The following is a 16318-nucleotide window of genomic DNA, read 5'->3' as shown; positions in this document are numbered from 1 at the left end:
TGAAAGGTACTACCGTTGTATTTAGGGCTAATGCCCCTAAAGCTCCATAAAAGATGTAGGCGCTGCTGGCATTTTATTGATTAAAGGTCTCCGTCATGGGTTTATTGTATGTTTCGTTTTTCCAATTCCTTCTTCAGTGCTGCATATTGCTTTGGTTTTTTCAGTAAGATATAAATCAGAAACAAAGGAATTAGGAACATAAAGCCCCAGGCGTTTGCCGCAGCACCATATATGAGAATTCCAATTAGAAAACCAATTAAAAAAGCATCTGTAACGGGCGATGGTTTGTTGTTTTTCGCAACCTCCAGAAGTTCTTTGTCGGTCAATTGAGATAGTTCTTTTTGGTTCATGTGGTCTGGATAGTCTTTGTTATGCCTTTGTCAATTTACGCAAAATGTCTTTTTAAATAGCAGCTTACGGTCTCAAACAACCGTATTTGTGAGGTTTAGCACTAAAGTTTGAAAGTACGCCAAAATTAAAAATCGCCTGGCCCCGATAGCCGGGCACTGCGTGATCCCTGGAGAGGGAAACCAACCAAAAAACCGTAAGAAACTTCCAGGCACCACTGCTGACTGCCATTTCCAACTTGAACCCTGTGCTTCCCATCACTTCAATAATTTTCAGCAAGCGATGAATTAAATCACTTTATAATATTGATTATCAATTATTTTGCCTACCTTTCTAAGTGTTTAGCCAAACCATCCCCTTCGCCATTCCCCCCGAATCGTTTCGGCAACGCTATTCCAAAATCTGTTATCATTTCTAACCCTTAACCAACCTCTTATGAAGCTTAAAAACCTATGGATTTTAGCAATCCTTACTATTCCTGTTTTTTTCCTGGCCTGTGATAACTCGGATGACACCGAACCCGACCCACAACCTGACCCGGATACCTATACGGTAACTGAAATTGGCACAGGGGCTGCCTTAAATGGCGCCAATGGTTTGGATATTGGCCCTGACGGTAACTTATACATTGGAAGTGTTATTGGTGTTAACATAACCGTCATGGATAAGGAAAACGGTACTATCTCTGACCGATTGGGACAGGAAAAGCAAGTAAAGGGCCCTGATGATTTAGTCTTCGGTCCGGATGGCTCGCTTTACTGGACAGATATTTTGGTCGGTGAAGTGGGGCGTATGGCCCCTGACGGAACCATTACCAAACAATTTGTTGCGCCCGGGGTAAATCCAATCGGGTTCACTGATGATGGACGACTCTTTGTAGCTCTTTGCTTTTTGGGTGACGGCCTGTACGAACTGGATCCCAATCTTGTGGAACCCCCACGACCCATTATCGTTGCCACCGAAGCAAATCCTTTTCCTCTGGGTTTTTTAAACGCATTTGACTTTGACGCCAATGGCCGCCTATACGGACCACTATTTGCCGCCGGTCTTGTGATTAGTGTCGATGTGGATAGAATGGGTGATCCGGCCTCAGATCCTTTTGCGGATGGGTCGGCACAAGTCGTATCCGGTGGATATGTGAATCCCGCTTCGGCAAAATTTGATCCTGAGGGAATGCTTACCGTAATCGATCAAACGGGCGAGGTTTTTAAAATAGATGTAATGACCGGAGCCTCAACTTTATTCACTACCCTGGATACGGGATTGGACAATATGGTTTTTGACGATGATGGAAGATTGTTCATGACCAGTAATGATCAAGGATGGGTCGGCGAATTGCTTCCTACCGGAGCACTCCGTATCATAAGTCCTGGCGGCATGATTGGGCCACAGGGTATCGCTTTTCTGGAAGGTGCAGGTAACGAAGATAAATTGTTTGTGGCCGACCAATACGAAATGCGACAGCTCAACCGAAACTCCGGGGAGGTGGAAAATAGTTACAGGGCATTGATTTTACCCGGAGTACCTGATGTAGGTGTGGCAACCTTAAATACTGTGATGAGCCTCTCTGCAGATGGTGAAAACCTGATTAGTGCTTCCTGGTTCGCCGGTACGGTTCAGGTATGGAACCCTCAGGACGGGGTTACAGAGAGTTACAATATGTCTACCGCAGAGGCCCAGGGTGCTCCTATCGATGCGCTTCGGTTGAATGGGGAAATTATTGTTTCTGACGTTGGTGTTGGTGGTGTGGTGAGGGCAAGTGATAAATCGGTCATACTTCCGATAGATAATGCCACTGTTTTTGCCCCCAGCGGTTTGGCCACTGATGGGGAAACCCTTTGGGTAGCCGATTGGGGTACGGGAATCGTCTGGCAAATAGGTTTTGATGGCAACACCCCGACAACACCGGCACCTATTGCCCAGGATTTGTTATTCCCTGAAGGTCTGGCCTATGACAATGAAGGCGGGCTATTGGTAGTGGAAACCGGGGCAGCCCGGCTTTCCAGGATTGACATTGCCACCGGAGAAGTTACGGAGATCGCAGGAGGTCTTGAATTTTTTGGCAGGCCCGGTGTAGAGGGGGCTCCTCCCACATGGGGATTTGAAGGAGTTACCGTTGCTCCATCTGGCGATATATATGTTTCTGGCCAGGGAAATAATATTATATACCGAATCACCAAAGACTAGTATGTGTTTCGATTTTAAAATGGATTTTATAATTTAAGACACCCGTGCAGGGCTTGTAAAGTAAACTCCTTCTGACCTTTAATCCCTCTGGTACCCATCCCAGAGGGATTGTTGTTTAAAATCTTTGGTTCCCTTTAGCGAAAAGCCCTATTGAATCGGTTAACCATTCAATCCATTACTTCTGTAGCGGCTTCAATTTCCTTTGGCATGCCCTCATTGTAATTTAGTTTAAATGAAGTATAAAATCAGGTGGAATATATGCAATCCCTAATTCACAATTACTTTAGGGCTAATTCAATTTAGTTAGGTAAGACTTATACCATGATTACCACGGATTCATAGTCACTTCTACCGACTGCAACTGCAAACTGCCCATCAGGGACCCTGCAAGGGAAACGCCTTTTGTTCACGCAAAAGGTCAATTTATTTTCTACAAGCGTTGGAAACTATGCTTAAAAATGTCCTCATTTCCCAGGTGAATTGGTACGGTCAACTACAGATTTGGGATTACGCCCCGAAGTGTGCTTCGCTCTGCTTCAGGGCGTGATCCCAGGGAGGGATCCTACAACCCAAAAACCCCAAACACGCTGACGCGTGTTCGCTTTTCTTTATCCCCACTGCGATACAGAATTTCACTTCATTTTCATCGCTGAAGACTAGGGATTACGCCCCGAAGCGTGCTTCGCTCTGCTTCGGGGCGTGATCCCAGGGGAGGGATCCTGCAACCCAAAAACCCCAAACACGCTGACGCGTGTTCGCTTTTTTTTATCCCCACTGCGAAGCTGAAATAAATTTCGCTTCTTCGTGGGAATAAAAAACCCTGACATTGCTGTCAGGGTTTTTGGGTTGCGGAGGAAGAGGGATTCGAACCCCCGGAGGTGTTACCCTCAACAGTTTTCAAGACTGCCGCAATCGACCACTCTGCCATTCCTCCAGGCCTTTTGAAAATGTGTTGCCGCATGGGCACCGGGTTCTTCGTCAGGCGGGGCAAATATAGTAAAGCTTTTGCTAAAGTCGGCGCCGATCCGTCAAGTTTTTGGGGGGCCTTCTTCGGCTGCGGCCCGCCCCGCCAAAGAGAAGGGAGGGCTGCGGGAATTGTTCCAATTTTTATATCTTCCCACGGGATAACGCAATACTCATGAAACATTTCCATGTCGCAGTCCTGGGGCCCATCCCCAGGGACCACATCACCACCCATAAAGGGGAAGTTATCGAAAAATACGGCTGCGCCACCCATACGGCGATCGGGCTGGCCCGCCTGATGGGCGACCGGGGCACCGTATACCCGGTTTCCCATGTACGCAAACAGGACCGGGCCGAAGTGGAAGCCGTCTTTGCCCCCTACCCCAACATCGACACCAGCCATATTTCCGACAAAGCCGACCAGGGCGATGTCATCCAGCTGAAGTTCGTGGACCAGAACAACCGCCTGGAAAAACAAACGGGCTTTATGAACCCCATTACCCCCGACGACGTGGCCGACCTGCTGCACGCCGATGTCTTTGTTTGTGTCCCTATCACGGATTACGAGGTTCCCCTCGAAACCCTGAAGTACATCAAGAAGCACAGCCGCGCCCAGGTGATCTTCGATGCCCACGGGCCCACCAACACCGTAAGTGTTTTGGGGGAGCGCCACATCCGCTTCTGGATCGACCGTGACCTTTGGTTGCCCTACATCGATGTGCTCAAAATGAACCTGGAAGAGTCCAGGTGCTCCTGGTTTAAAAAGGAATATACCCTGCCGGAATTGCAGCCCCTGCATGAAGTGGACACAGCCCATCTCGATGACCTTGCCACCCATGTGCTGCAGCATGGGGTAAAGGCACTTATTGTAACCCTCGATGCGGGGGGCAGCGCCGTTTTCTTCCTGGAAGACGGGCACCTCCGGAAGGAAATCGTCCCGTCCATTCCGGTTGCGGAAGTCGTGGACACCACCGGCTGTGGCGATTCCTTTGCCGGCGGCCTGGGCTTTGGCTTGCTCGAGGATCCATTTAACTACATCCGGGCGGCTAAATATGCCAATGCCCTCGGGGCCCAGCGGACGCAGGGGCGTACCTTCGATGTATTCAAATCGGTGGAAGAGACCAATGCGATCATCATGGCAACCTATGGCTCCCTTTAGTGTCCCTGGTCGTATCCGTTTTACCGGATATCCGGTGGTTTTCTTTTTCCGAAAGCCCCCTATCTCCTGCTTTTGACTATTTTTGGAAACCTTAATTAAAATCGCTGTGATGAAGAACCTCTTGTTTCTTTTTGCAGGCCTGCTCATGGCCTGTAACGGCTCCCAAAAGGCCGTTAACGAAAATAGTGCCGGGGCTCCCAAAAAGCCGGACCCCGTCGCCTTTGCAGCCTCCATAACGGAGGAAGAACTTAAAGAACACCTGTACACCTATGCGTCCGATGAGTTTGAAGGCCGGGAAACGGGCAAAGAAGGCCAGAAAAAGGCAGTCGCCTACCTGAAGGCGGCCTATGAATCCATGGAAATCCCCGGCGGGCTCCAGGGGGGTGATTATTTCCAGGACGTCCCGCTTGAGTTGACCAAACTTCCCACCGGAAACCTGTTTGTAGACGGACAATCCCACGCCAACGGGGAAGGGTTCCTGACCTTTGGCGGTTCGAGCCGGAGCTATGACGAGATCGTTTACGTGGGGTATGGTATTGAAACGGAGGAGTATTCCGATTATCAGGGCCTGGACGTAAAAGGCAAGTTGCTGATGATGAAAGCAGGGGAACCTCGCAACGGTGATGGCACCTTCCTGCTTACCGGCACACAGGAGCCCTCTAAATGGAGCAATATATCCGAGGCGATTGAAAAAAGGATGGAAGTAGCCCTGGAAAAAGGCGCTGGGGGTATCCTGTTTGTGGACCCGGATAATTTTTCGCGCTATATGCGGTATTTCGATTATATGAAAACGAACGATAGCGGCCAGATGAGCCTGAAAGACGGGGATGAGGAAACCCCCGACATGCTGCTCGTTTCCGAGGAACTGGCCGGGAAAATTTATGACGGGTATGGGAGCTCTGAAAAACCCGCCACCATTTCGCTCCCCGTTCGCATGGAGGTGGAAAGCCGGAACGAGGACGTGGCATCGGAGAACGTGGTCGCCTTTATCCGTGGGTCGGAATGGCCCGGGGAATACGTGGTGATCTCCTCGCACCTCGACCATATTGGGGTAAATGCCAATGGGGAAATCAACAACGGGGCCGATGATGACGGGTCGGGTACCGTGGCCCTGCTGGAGATCGCAGAGGCCTTCAAACAGGCTGCCGATGCGGGGATGGGTCCCCGGAGGTCCGTGGTATTCCTGCACGTTACCGGGGAGGAAAAAGGATTGCTCGGCTCCAGGTACTACACGGATGTGGAACCGGTTTTTCCCCTTGAAAACACGGTGGCTAACCTGAATATCGATATGATCGGGCGAATTGACCCGAAGCGGGAAGGGAACCGGAACTATGTATACCTTATCGGTTCCGATAAACTGAGTTCAGAGCTCCACGAATTGTCTGAAACCGTGAATGCCCGGTATACCGGTATTGAACTGGACTATACCTACAACGATGAGAACGACCCCAACCGGTTCTATTACCGGAGCGACCACTACAATTTCGCCAAGAACAACATCCCGATTATCTTCTATTTCAATGGGACCCATGCCGACTATCACCGGCCGGGAGACACGCCCGACAAGATCAATTATGACCTGTTGAAAAACAGGACCCAACTGGTCTTTCATACAGCCTGGGAAATCGCAAACCGCGATGGGCGGCTCGTGGTCGACCAGGTAGCTCGTTAGGCGGATAGCCCGTATGCAAAACAGGAAATCCCGATTCTGCACAGAATCGGGATTTTTATTTTTCACGAGGTACCTGGTGTAACCGGCCCCGGGACCCGACCGGGATTGACACCCCTGGCAGAATTTCCTCTGCGCCTACCCTCCCCAACTGGAGCCTGCAAGTTGCCTGGAATGCCTTTCCATAAAAAAACCTCCGGGATCGTCCCGGAGGTTTACATGGGTGGAAGACCGGGCTCGAACCGGCGACCTCTGGAACCACAATCCAGCGCTCTAACCAACTGAGCTACAACCACCATTTCCTTTTGAGGGGTCCTCCAGTGCCAAGGGCACCGGTAACCTCTACTTTCAGGCGGTTGCAAAGGTACTTTTTTTGTGAAATGGATCAAAATAATTTAAGCTCAATTTTGGGCCCAAAAAGAAGAAGCCACCAGGCTTCTTCTGCGTGCAGGCCGGGGAGCAAAACCCTTGATTTCATCGACGAACGGCACATAACGCACGACAAAACACACAAAATTTGCGGTTTCACAACATTCTTTAGGCCCCGTCGGGCATCAGAAATAGTTTTATGGGGAATACTGACCCAACCTATGAGGTTTATAAACCCCGCCTTCCCCTGCCCAGGTGCAGCCCGGACCGTTTTTTACCGGGGGCTGATCCTATGCCTCTTACTGGGGGTCCTGGCCCCGGCGGTAGCGCAGGGTGACAAAAGGAAGGAATTACAGCTGGAATTGCAGCTTTTGGAGCGATCCGCCGGGTTCTCTGAGAAAGACACTACCTACGTGGATCTGCTCAACCGCCTGGCCGCAGAAATGCGGTACTTCCAGGCCGACAGCCTCCAGCTCCTCGCCCGTATGGCCCTGGAGCACAGCAGGAAAACCGGGTATACCCGGGGGGAAAGCATTTCCTACATGCGGCTTGCCGACTACCATTCCGACCGGGGGGCTTCGGACAAGGCTGTTGAATACTATATCAAGGGGCTCCGGCTGGCTGATGAACTTGGCGATCAGAAGCTCCGCCTGATCCTGTATAACAGCCTCTCCGGGGAATATGCCTACCAGGGCGATTATTCCAGGGCCCTCAACGGATACCTCACCTCGCTTGAACTGGCCGACAGGCAAAAGGACCTGCTGATGCAGTCTATCGTCAATGAGAATATTGCCAACCTGTATGCCTCCCAGAAGTACTTCGGGGAATCCCTGGAATACTATAAAAAGGTGAAGCTGCTGAATGATTCCCTGGGCAACGAGATCGCGCAGGCGGAAACCATGAGCAACCTGGCTTCGGTATATGCCGATATGGAAGAACTGGAATACGCCATGTTCAATATCAACCGGAGCATCGATATCTTCGAAAAGCACCGGATCCTCGACTGGCTCGCTTTTGCCTACGAAACCAAAGGGAAGGTATATCTGAAAAAATTCGACCACAACTGGGCGCTGTACTGGTACCACCAGAGCGAATTGCTCCATAAAGAGCTAGACGATGACCGGGCCCGGATAGACCTGTACAACGGCATGGCAGAAGCCTATTTTGGCCAGGAAAACGATACCCTGGCTACCCGCTACGCCACAGAGGCGTTCCGGATCAGCCAGGACATTAATTTTGTGGAGGGGCGCCAAAAATGCGCCCGGACCCTCTACCGGATATTCCGCAAAAAGCAGGATTATGCCACTGCCCTGGCCTACCATGAGCTTTACCAGGAACTCTCAGATTCCCTGAGCCGCAATGAAAACAAACAGAGCCTTAGCCTGCTGAAGACCAAAACCGAATACGAAAAACAAAAAGAAGCCCTCATCAGGGATAACGAAAAGGCTCTGGCCCAGCAAAATCGATATATCAAAGCCGGCGCAGTGCTCTTGCTAATCGCCCTGTTGATTATCTACCTGGTGGCCCGGGGTAAAAAACTACAACACCGCCTCACTGAAGAACTACGGGCCAAACAGGAAATCCTGGAAAAACGCAGGGCTGAACTGCAGGCGAATAATGAAACCAAAACCAAATTATTTTCCATCATTGGCCATGACTTGCGCGGTCCCATCGGGGCCCTGAAGGATTTGCTGCTTATGCTCAAGAACGGGGAGGTTTCCAGTGAAGAATTCCAGGGCTTCCTACCCAAATTGCGCTCCGATGTGGACCATATTTATTTTACGCTGAACAACCTGCTTTCCTGGGGCCAAACCCAAATGAACGGCTCGGTAACCAAACCTGCGGCAGTACCCCTGGAACATATCATTGCAGAAAACATCAACCTGCTTTCGGAAATCGCCGACAACAAATCCATCAGGGTGGTGAGCAAAGTTCCGTCCAATACCCTGGTTTGGTCCGACCCCAATCAGGTGGATATCGTGGTGAGAAACCTGATCAGCAATGCTTTGAAGTTTACCCCCGAAAACGGCATGGTCACCCTGGAAGCAGAGGAGGAAAAGGACCACTGGCTCATTTCCATCCGCGACACAGGGGTGGGCATGGACCGGGTTACCCTGCAAAAGTTGTTCGGGGACCACACCAACCATACAACCTATGGTACCGCCAACGAAAAAGGGACGGGCCTCGGACTTTCTTTATGTAAAGAAATGATTGAGAAGAATAACGGTAAAATATGGGTAGACAGCATGCTGAGAAAAGGAAGCACCTTCTTTTTCACCCTGCCCAAGGCCAAAAAGAAATACAGCCAGGCCGTTTAAATCAGGGCGTCCAGTGAGCGCACCGCCACGGTCCTTTCCACCGTAAAGCCTTCTGCATACGCTACCCCGATGAGCCTTCCCAGGTCCCTCGCCCGATAGGTAACGCTGTCGAGGAAATTCCGGCTGCTGATCGGCGTCTCAGGCTCCTTGCTCCCGGGGTCGTAAAACTGCGAATCGTAGGCGCGGATGGCTTCCAGTTTCTTTTCCATATACCCACTGACATCGATGGCAAAGTCGGGGACCAGGTTTTTCCACTGTATATAGTGGTAGACCTGTTTTGGCCTCCAGGGCTCCTGCCACTGGTCATCCCCATCCAGGCAGGTATCGATCTTTACCAGGCCCGAAAGGAAACAGGAATCACTGACCAGGGAACTGCCCCTGGCATGGTCGATGTGCCGGTCTTCCACGGCATTGCAAAGCACCACCTCGGGCCGGAACCGCCGGATTTGGCGGATGAGGGCCAGTTGGTGTTCGGTGTCATTGCGAAAAAACCCATCCTGGAATTCCATATTCTCGCGTACTGCCAGGCCGAGGATTGTCGCGGCTTTCCGGGCTTCCCGGTCGCGGATCTCAGCAGTTCCCCGGGTTCCCAGTTCGCCCCGGGTCAGGTCAATGACGCCGACCCGTTTTCCCAGGGCGATTTCTTTGGCTATAGTGGCCCCTGCGCCAAGTTCGGCGTCGTCAGGGTGTGCGCCAAATACAAGAATGTCTAATTTCATTCAAAAAAGATTTTTCAAACTTGTTGGGGGGTCGGGGCTACCCCGGACTTTGCCTGACGGAGCGCCTGGTTCAGGTCGGCCCGGAGGTCTTCCAGGTCTTCAATGCCGACAGAAAAGCGTATCAGGCCATCCCTGATTCCCGCCTGTTCCCTTTGGAGGGGCGTCAACAAGGCATGGGAGGTCTGAGCGGGAGCCAGTAAAGTGCTTTCCACCCCGGCCAGGCTCATCGAGGCCTTGATCCAGCGCAGGGATTCCATAAACCGACCCAGATCCAGTTCCGGGGCCAGCTCAAAAGAGAGCATTCCCCCAAAGCCGCGCATCTGGCGACTGGCCAGGTCATGGCCAGGGTGGTCTTCCAAACCGGGATAATAAACCTGGTGGATGTCGGGGTGGCTCCTTAAAAACCGCGCGAGTTCCTGGGCATTGGCATTCTGCGCCATTACGCGCAACCCCATGGTCTTCAGGCTGCGCTCCAACAGCCAAACGGTAAAATCGCTCAGGCTCCCCCCAAGGTTCTTGGCCAGGTGGAAAATCCGGTCGATGTGTTCGCGGGACGCCGCCACGGCCCCGGCGCAAATATCGGAGTGCCCCCCCATGTATTTAGTGGCACTATGGATGATGATGTCTATCCCGAAATCGGCAGGGTTCTGGTTCACCGGGCTCGCAAAGGTATTGTCGATCATGGTGGTAATCCCCCGGGAGTGCGCCAACCGGCCCACCGCTTCCAGGTCAGTCAGGGTAAGCAGGGGGTTGGAAGGGGTCTCCAGGTACATCACCCGCGTATTGGGTCGGATGGCCTCCTCAAAGGATCCCGCCCGGGTATCTGTTATGAAGGTATATTCGATGCCGTATTTGTGGAACTCCTCCACCACAAAATTATAGGTCCCCCCGTAGATCTGCTGCGGGAGCACCACATGGTCCCCCTTTTGCAGGAAGGCCAGCAGGGAAGTGCTCACAGCCGCCATGCCGCTGCCAAAGATCAGGGCCGCCTCGCAATGCTCCAGGGCTGCGATCTTGCGGCAGAGGGCCTCCTGGTTGGGGGTGTTGAAGTACCTGGGGTAGCGCTTTACATCCACCCCTTCATAGGCGTAGGAAGTGCTCATATACAGGGGGGAAACGGCCCCTTTGAATTGCAGGTCTTCCAACTCCCCAATATGGGTGCAAATGGTATTGATGCCTTTCGTTTTTTCCATAAGAAACAAGCCTAAGGTTTAAAGGTACTGATTTCCGCGACGGTCACGGACCCCAATGGGTACCCGGAGCACTAAGATGCGGCCCCCTACTCCTTTGGTTCAGGGTCCGACCCGTAGAGCACCTGATATCGCCACCTGCTGATGAGCCCGAGTACCATAACGCCTGCCAGGGTATACCAGACAAAGGCGGGGGTAATCACCTGGTCTCCGCTGGCGTAACTATGCAGGCCCACCAGGTAAAAGTTCACCCCGAAATACGTCATCATAATGCTGGAGAAGGCCAGGATGCTCAGGAAGTTAAATGTCCAAAGCCCCCTTAGGCCGGGAACCAGCCGGGTGTGGATCACGAAGGCATACACCAGAATGGAGATCAGGGCCCAGGTTTCCTTGGGGTCCCACCCCCAGTAACGCCCCCAGCTTTCATTGGCCCACTGCCCCCCCAGGAAATTCCCAATGGTGAGCATGACCAGGCCTATGGTCAGGGCGAGTTCATTGATAATGGTGAGCTCCCTGAGGTTGAGTTTCATTTTTTCCAGGTTGGCCCGCGTGGTCAGCAAAATCAGGATCAGAGAGACTACCCCAAGGATCATCCCGACTGTGAGCGGACCATAACTGGCCACGATTACCGCCACGTGTATCATAAGCCAGTAACTGTCGAGTACCGGCTGGAGGTTGGCAATAGCAGGGTCAACCCAGCTCTGGTGGGCAATCCAAAGCAACATGGACGTCACAAAAGCCGAAGCGGCAATGGTCATATCGCTTTTTCGCCCCAGCCACAGGCCCATCCCCATACATGCCCAGGAAACATACAGGATACTTTCGTAGGCATCGCTCCAGGGGGCATGCCCGGAAATATACCACCGGACCCCAAGGCCTGCCGTATGCCAGATGAAAAACAGGATGATCACCCCTTTGAGGAAATAGGTCCCTGCATCCCATAGTTTCCGCTCCCTGAAAATTCGGAATACCAAAACGAAAAACAGGGAAATCCCCGCCAGCATATAATACTTGTACAGCCGGTTATAGATATCGAGGCGGTTGTAGAGGACCTCCGCTTTCACCTTATCTTCGGAAGGCAGCACCTCGCTGCCGTGGTTTTCCTGGTTCTTCCTGAAGGCCCCCAGCATTTTTGTGGCTTCGGAATAGTCCCCGCTTTTGGCCGCTTCTTCCAGGGCCATCAGGTAAAAGGGAACCGAATTTTCGATGAAGTTCCCGTAGAGCGTGTCCGGGATGGCAAACCGGCCACTTCGATATTCCAGGGAGGAAATCCATTTGTTGTTGTCGTCGTTCAGCAATGGGAAAATCCTCAGGATTTCCCCGCTCAGCGCCCGGTTGAGGAGGCTCAGCCGGATATAGGCATCCTTGAAGTCCTGTTGGAACTTATTTGGGGTATTGGTGGCGAAAGCCTCCTGCAAAACAGGGTCCAGCTTGTTTTTTCCCTGGTCGTCAAAGAAATCGATCAGCCTCACATACCGCTGGTCTTCTGGAACCCCGATAAGGTGCCTGATGCTGTCATTCTGGGCTTTTTTATCGATAGCGATGAATTCGGCCACCGTCCAGAGGTTCGGCCGCATCATCATGGAAAGCAGCACCTGGTCGGGGGTCAGCCCCAGGTAACTATCCTTCAGGCTCAGTTTCCGCAGCAACTCCGAGGCAAAGGTATTGATGGGTTTCATCCTCCCGCCCTCATCCTGGATTACCAGGTGCCCGAACCGGGTGGCCTCGTCTGCCCTTACCGCCGTGGCCAGGATCAGGGAATCCACCACCTCGGGTGCGGGAAGGGGCGCATGGTTGTGATCGTCCCGGGGGCCTTCCTGTTGCGCCCCGGCCAGGGAGGCCGAGAGCAAAAAGACCGCAGCAAGACCCCGCTTTTTCCGGGTGACTTTATCCAGCATCCGGGCCAGGTCTTTGAACCGGGTCTTCCCGAAGAACATAATCCCAAGAAGGCCCATATAGAGCAGGAAGTAGCCGATATAGGTAATCCAGGTCCCCCAGAAATCGTGGTTAACGGAAAGGACGGTGCCTTTTTCGTCGGGGTGGAAACTGGCCTGGAAAAACCGGTACCCCTTGTGGTCCAAAACGTGGTTCATATAAATGTCGTAATCAAAGGTCCTCTCGTCATTCACGGTAATTTTGCTCATAAAAGAGGAGTAGGCCTTCTCTGTGCCCGGGTATTTTTCGGCGATAAAGTCATTGAGGGTGATGCTGAAAGGGAGTTCCCGAATCTTGGAGCCGTATTTCATACGGAAAGTGAGGTCCCCCAGGGTAAACGGGTCGCTGAACTGGGAACGCCCCTTGCTCCCGAGCAGCGCCTTCTTAACGCTTTTGCCCTGGGAGGAAACGGTCACGATCAGGGCATCCGGGTCATCCTCGGACTGTTCCCCCTCCGGGATTTTAACGGCCTGGAAGGAGCCCCTTACCGGGGGTTGCGGAAGTACGAACTGCATACTTCCCAGGGTATAGAGCGACCGCAAAAACAGCGGTTGCAGGCTGTCTTTGACCACCGCGCCGCTCAACTGGTCCGCCATCCGAAGGAAGCTGCCCTCAAAGGGGGTACTGATGGTGAGTTCTTCCCCGTTTTGCGAAATATTGACGGCCCCGGCCACGGGGTTGTTGAAGGTAAATAAGACATTGTGGATGTTTGCCACCTTGCCTTCTTCCAGGAAGTGGTCGTGCCTCGAACCCGCACCGGCTTCCACGATTTTAAGGAAATGCGGCCCTGTTTCATCCGGGACCACCTCGAGTCGGGCCCCTTCTATAAAGCCTTCGTAGGCAATCCCGAAGGGCAGGCCGTTAAAGTCCTCCTTCCAGGGCAGGTTTGACTGCAGCGCCTGTTCCGTAACGATCAGGTCGTCTTCCAGGACCTTCCGCCTCGGTTCCCCGTCAATTTCACCGTCCACGAAAACGGTCAGGTAGGTACGGTCTGAATAAAACACCTTCTCGGTTTCCCCTTCCCGGATGGGCATCATCCCCTCATAACTGATATAGCGGGTCACAAAAGCCCCAACAATGATGAGGATCCAGGAGACGTGCAACAGCAGTACGGCCCATTTTTCCCTCCGCAGCAGGTTGTACCTGCGGATGTTGCCGATAAAATTGATTACAAAAAGGGCCATGATGGCCTCGAACCACCATGCATTATAGACCCAGATCCGGGCTGTTTCGGTACTGTACCAGCTTTCTATAAAGGTGCCCATCGCCATCGCCACCCCCATGATCAGGAACAGGGCGGCCATAAGCCGGGTCGAGAAAAGGGTTTTATTCAGGGTATTCCACATGTGCATATCGGGTATTTAAGGAACAAAATTACGGCAATTAAGGGAAAAAACAGGTGCCGGCCATCGGTTCCCGGAGGGTTCTCCGGAAAAAGGAGGTTGAACCCCCCGGATCAGGGGCCTTTTAGTCCTAATAGAAGCCCGTTGCCAACGGGTCCCTTGCAGAAGGCACATGGGGAGTACCCGGGTTTTTTCCCCGGCTTCCTCCGGGCATTGGATTATATGGCTATTTTTGCGCTATGCTCCGCGTGGTCCTTATAGGCAATGGGAATGTGGCGTTTCACCTCCACAAGGCCCTTTTGAATTCCCCTCTCGTGTCTCTGGAATACCTCGCGGCACGGAGGCCATCGGGTTTTGAGGGCTTTGATCCACACATCCCGCGGGGAGACCTCGCCCATCCCCTGCCGGAGGCCGACTTCTACCTGCTGGCTGTTTCAGACCAGGCGGTAGCCGGGGTTTCGCGTATGCTGGCCCCTTACAAAGGGATGGTCTGCCATACCTCAGGGGCCCTCGGAGTGGAAGCCCTTTCAGGCGTTGGCAGAAAAGGGGTCCTCTATCCGTTGCAGACCTTTTCCCGGGAACGGGACATCGATTTCTCGCGGATACCCCTCTGCATCGAAACCGAAAATCCCTCCGACGCCCGGTTTCTCAAGCGCCTCGCCGGGGCGCTCAGCCATCATGTGGCGGAAGTCGATTCTAACCGCCGAAGACGGCTCCACCTGGCTGCGGTCTTCCTGAACAACTTTTCCAACCACATGGTCTTCCTGGCTGAAGCCCTGTGCCAAAAGGAGGGCCTCCCCAACGCCCTTTTAAAGCCACTCCTTAAAGAAACCTTTGAAAAACTGGAGGCGATGCCCGCCTATGATGCCCAAACCGGCCCTGCCCGGCGCGGGGACCTGAAAAGCATGGAAGCCCACCTCAGTCTTCTCGCTGACCCACTTACCCGGGAAGTTTACAGCCTAATCTCAAAATCAATCCAGCGCACCTATGACCAAAAATTATAAGGAACTCCTCCAGGACATCACCACCTTCGTCTTTGATGTAGACGGGGTTTTTACCGACAGTTCCATACTGATTACCACAAGCGGGGAGTTGCTCCGCAAAATGAGCGTTCGCGACGGCTACGCGGTCAAAGTGGCCCTGCAACGGGGGTACCGCATCTGCGTGATCAGCGGGGGCACCAATGAAGGGGTACGGGAGCGCCTTCGCGCCCTGGGGGTTACCGACATTTACCTGGGGGCCGGCTATAAGGAGGAAACCCTGAGGGATTACCTGATGGACTACCAGATTGAGGCGCGGGAAGTACTGTATATGGGCGATGACATCCCTGACATCCCCGCCATGCAGTTGTCGGGCATGGTCGCCTGCCCGCAGAATGCCGTACCCGAGGTAAAACGGATTTCCCACTACATCTCGCACCTCGAAGGCGGCGAGGGGTGCGTAAGGGACATCATCGAACAGGTCCTTAAGGTAAGGGGCGACTGGCACACCCAGTTCAACGCTGCCAACGACTAATGGCGTTGGGGGCATCCATACAGCCGCCCAGGCTCATCCTGGGTTCCGCGTCCCCGCGCAGGAAATCCCTGCTGGAAGCCCTTGGCCTGCATTTCGAAGTACGCGCCGCCCACATCGACGAAACCTATCCCCCCGGGCTTTCAGGGGTGGAAATCCCGGAGTATCTGGCCACCCGGAAAGCCATGGCGCTAAGCGAATTCCATGAGGGGGGGACCCTGGTCCTGACCGCAGACACCATTGTCTGGCACCAGGGAAAGGTCCTGGAAAAACCCGCCGGGGTAAACGAGGCCCGCGACACGCTGAGGGAACTTTCCGGAATGTGGCACGAGGTGATCACGTCCGTTTGTTTTAGCGGCAAGGGCTTTCTGGAGGTAAAGCACGCGCGTACGGAAGTGAAATTTATGGACCTGGACCAGACCGACATCGAAACCTACCTTCGCAAAGGCCATCCCCTCGACAAGGCGGGGGCCTATGGCATACAGGAATGGATTGGCCTCGTGGGGGTGGAAGAAATCCGGGGATCCTACACCAACGTGGTGGGCCTGCCCACCCAGGTCGTTTACAAAACGTTAAGGGATATGGCAGGCCGGTACTTTTAGGGTA

General features: G+C 53.1%; 11 protein-coding genes and 2 tRNA genes. 7 read left to right on the top strand and 6 right to left on the bottom strand.

Going from position 1 to position 16318, the window contains the following annotated elements; translation table 11 throughout:
- Window positions 1-101: 101 nt before the first annotated feature.
- Window positions 102-350 (bottom strand): hypothetical protein, encoded by a 249-nt coding sequence (locus NG653_RS00925; RefSeq protein WP_252739774.1) that lies wholly within the window; start codon window positions 348-350, stop codon window positions 102-104.
- A 433-nt stretch (window positions 351-783) separates the two neighbouring features.
- Between NG653_RS00925 and NG653_RS00920 the strand changes: the two genes are divergently transcribed.
- The gene (locus NG653_RS00920) at window positions 784-2535 is read left to right on the top strand and encodes a hypothetical protein (RefSeq protein WP_252739773.1); all 1752 of its coding nucleotides are present in this window, start codon (window positions 784-786) and stop codon (window positions 2533-2535) included.
- An 849-nt stretch (window positions 2536-3384) separates the two neighbouring features.
- Here NG653_RS00920 and NG653_RS00915 read toward each other — a convergent pair.
- Window positions 3385-3469 (bottom strand) — tRNA-Ser (locus NG653_RS00915).
- A 204-nt stretch (window positions 3470-3673) separates the two neighbouring features.
- Here NG653_RS00915 and NG653_RS00910 point away from each other — a divergent pair.
- Together NG653_RS00910 and NG653_RS00905 are read left to right on the top strand one after the other, a co-directional pair.
- The gene (locus NG653_RS00910; protein WP_252739772.1) at window positions 3674-4657 is read left to right on the top strand and encodes a carbohydrate kinase family protein; all 984 of its coding nucleotides are present in this window, start codon (window positions 3674-3676) and stop codon (window positions 4655-4657) included.
- 109 nt (window positions 4658-4766) lie between these two features.
- Window positions 4767-6329: a M28 family peptidase gene (locus NG653_RS00905; protein WP_252739771.1), complete on the top strand. Its 1563-nt coding sequence runs from the start codon at window positions 4767-4769 to the stop codon at window positions 6327-6329.
- A gap of 218 nt (window positions 6330-6547) precedes the next feature.
- On the opposite strand, the gene NG653_RS00900 is transcribed toward NG653_RS00905, so the two are convergent.
- Window positions 6548-6623, bottom strand: a tRNA-His gene (locus NG653_RS00900).
- A gap of 293 nt (window positions 6624-6916) precedes the next feature.
- Here NG653_RS00900 and NG653_RS00895 point away from each other — a divergent pair.
- Complete coding sequence (locus NG653_RS00895) at window positions 6917-9013, top strand: tetratricopeptide repeat-containing sensor histidine kinase (protein ID WP_252739770.1); 2097 nt, start codon at window positions 6917-6919, stop codon at window positions 9011-9013.
- Here the strand turns inward: NG653_RS00895 and bshB1 are convergent.
- The 3 genes from bshB1 to NG653_RS00880 form a co-directional block, all read right to left on the bottom strand.
- Window positions 9010-9732, bottom strand: a complete 723-nt coding sequence (bshB1, locus tag NG653_RS00890; protein WP_252739769.1) for a bacillithiol biosynthesis deacetylase BshB1 — start codon at window positions 9730-9732, stop codon at window positions 9010-9012. The two genes, NG653_RS00895 and bshB1, sit on opposite strands and share 4 nt — an antisense overlap.
- A gap of 14 nt (window positions 9733-9746) precedes the next feature.
- Complete coding sequence (locus tag NG653_RS00885; RefSeq protein WP_252739768.1) at window positions 9747-10925, bottom strand: trans-sulfuration enzyme family protein; 1179 nt, start codon at window positions 10923-10925, stop codon at window positions 9747-9749.
- Window positions 10926-11011: 86 nt separating this feature from the next.
- The gene (locus tag NG653_RS00880) at window positions 11012-14203 is read right to left on the bottom strand and encodes a cytochrome c biogenesis protein CcsA (RefSeq protein WP_252739767.1); all 3192 of its coding nucleotides are present in this window, start codon (window positions 14201-14203) and stop codon (window positions 11012-11014) included.
- Window positions 14204-14439: 236 nt separating this feature from the next.
- On the opposite strand from NG653_RS00880, the gene NG653_RS00875 reads away from it, so the two are divergent.
- Genes NG653_RS00875 through NG653_RS00865 form a run of 3 tightly spaced genes read left to right on the top strand, consistent with a single transcriptional unit; the run spans window position 14440 to window position 16314 of the window.
- The gene (locus NG653_RS00875) at window positions 14440-15204 is read left to right on the top strand and encodes a Rossmann-like and DUF2520 domain-containing protein (protein ID WP_252739766.1); all 765 of its coding nucleotides are present in this window, start codon (window positions 14440-14442) and stop codon (window positions 15202-15204) included.
- The gene (locus NG653_RS00870; RefSeq protein ID WP_252739765.1) at window positions 15188-15715 is read left to right on the top strand and encodes a KdsC family phosphatase; all 528 of its coding nucleotides are present in this window, start codon (window positions 15188-15190) and stop codon (window positions 15713-15715) included. Before NG653_RS00875 ends, NG653_RS00870 begins: the two co-directional genes overlap by 17 nt.
- Window positions 15715-16314 (top strand): Maf family nucleotide pyrophosphatase, encoded by a 600-nt coding sequence (locus NG653_RS00865; RefSeq protein WP_252739764.1) that lies wholly within the window; start codon window positions 15715-15717, stop codon window positions 16312-16314. The genes NG653_RS00870 and NG653_RS00865 overlap by 1 nt, the downstream gene beginning before the upstream one ends.
- The last annotated feature ends 4 nt before the right edge of the window (window positions 16315-16318 follow it).

The sequence above is a fragment of the Robiginitalea marina genome, assembly GCF_024006985.1.
GTDB lineage: Bacteria > Bacteroidota > Bacteroidia > Flavobacteriales > Flavobacteriaceae > Robiginitalea > Robiginitalea marina.
This window is presented reverse-complemented; position numbering and strand designations above follow the sequence as displayed.

Bases quoted from the DNA above. Each gene is read 5' to 3' on its own strand.
- NG653_RS00925 (WP_252739774.1), bottom strand. From the start codon at position 350: ATGAACCAAAAAGAACTATCTCAATTGACCGACAAAGAACTTCTGGAG.
- NG653_RS00920 (WP_252739773.1), top strand. From the start codon at position 784: ATGAAGCTTAAAAACCTATGGATTTTAGCAATCCTTACTATTCCTGTT.
- NG653_RS00910 (WP_252739772.1), top strand. From the start codon at position 3,674: ATGAAACATTTCCATGTCGCAGTCCTGGGGCCCATCCCCAGGGACCAC.
- NG653_RS00905 (WP_252739771.1), top strand. From the start codon at position 4,767: ATGAAGAACCTCTTGTTTCTTTTTGCAGGCCTGCTCATGGCCTGTAAC.
- NG653_RS00895 (WP_252739770.1), top strand. From the start codon at position 6,917: ATGAGGTTTATAAACCCCGCCTTCCCCTGCCCAGGTGCAGCCCGGACC.
- bshB1 (WP_252739769.1), bottom strand. From the start codon at position 9,732: ATGAAATTAGACATTCTTGTATTTGGCGCACACCCTGACGACGCCGAA.
- NG653_RS00885 (WP_252739768.1), bottom strand. From the start codon at position 10,925: ATGGAAAAAACGAAAGGCATCAATACCATTTGCACCCATATTGGGGAG.
- NG653_RS00880 (WP_252739767.1), bottom strand. From the start codon at position 14,203: ATGTGGAATACCCTGAATAAAACCCTTTTCTCGACCCGGCTTATGGCC.
- NG653_RS00875 (WP_252739766.1), top strand. From the start codon at position 14,440: ATGCTCCGCGTGGTCCTTATAGGCAATGGGAATGTGGCGTTTCACCTC.
- NG653_RS00870 (WP_252739765.1), top strand. From the start codon at position 15,188: ATGACCAAAAATTATAAGGAACTCCTCCAGGACATCACCACCTTCGTC.
- NG653_RS00865 (WP_252739764.1), top strand. From the start codon at position 15,715: ATGGCGTTGGGGGCATCCATACAGCCGCCCAGGCTCATCCTGGGTTCC.